At 47.1% G+C, this 785-nt stretch carries 1 protein-coding gene; it reads left to right on the plus strand.

Features of this window, described 5'->3' with window-relative positions:
- Positions 1 to 99 precede the first annotated feature (99 nt).
- The coding region (locus ACFOUY_RS08970) for an HAD family hydrolase (protein ID WP_378960167.1) at positions 100 to 785 on the plus strand (686 nt) is incomplete at its 3' end.

A 785-nucleotide genomic window follows, 5' to 3' on the forward strand; every position in this document is an offset into this window, starting at 1 on the left:
AACCAAACCTTTAACGCCGGAGATACTACTAGTGCCCCCCTCGCAAGGGAGATCATAAGCCTGGGGATGTGGGCAAGTGAACCCATACCCTTTGATCCGATGGAGGTAGCACTTCATGATGCCTATACCAATGGGGCAGCGAAAGATGAGCGGTCTGAATACAAAATGGTTTATGAATATCCACTGGGAGGGAAACCTCCGATGATGACACACCTCTTTGAAAATGGAAAAGGCCAGCGTATTGTCGCTGCAAAAGGAGCGCCGGAGGCAATAATTGGCATAAGTGACCTCAAGGAAACCGAAAAGAAAGAGATCAATGGGGCGATTGATTTACTGGCAGCAGAAGGTTACCGCATTCTAGCGGTCGGTCTGGCCAGCTTTACGGGTAATGATTTCCCGAAGACTCAGCAGGAATTCAAATTTTGCTTTAAGGGACTTGTTGCCTTCTATGATCCCCCAAAGAAAAATATCAGTTCAGTCCTGCAGTCTTTTTACGATGCCGGGATAGCGGTAAAGATTATAACCGGGGACAATGCGGAAACTACCGGTGCCATTGCCAGACAGATTGGTTTTAAAGGGGCGGATAATGTTATCAGCGGTGATCAGTTGATGCAGCTCTCTGATCAGGAGCTCCAGAAAAAAGTTAATTCGGTGAGTATTTTTACGCGAATGTTTCCAGACGCTAAACTGAAAATCATCAACGCATTGAAGGCCAATGGGGATATTGTCGCCATGACAGGAGATGGGGTGAATGACGGCCCTGCTTTAAAAGCAGCCCATATTGG

This window comes from Pedobacter jamesrossensis (assembly GCF_042650905.1).
Classification (GTDB): Bacteria; Bacteroidota; Bacteroidia; order Sphingobacteriales; family Sphingobacteriaceae; genus Pedobacter; species Pedobacter jamesrossensis.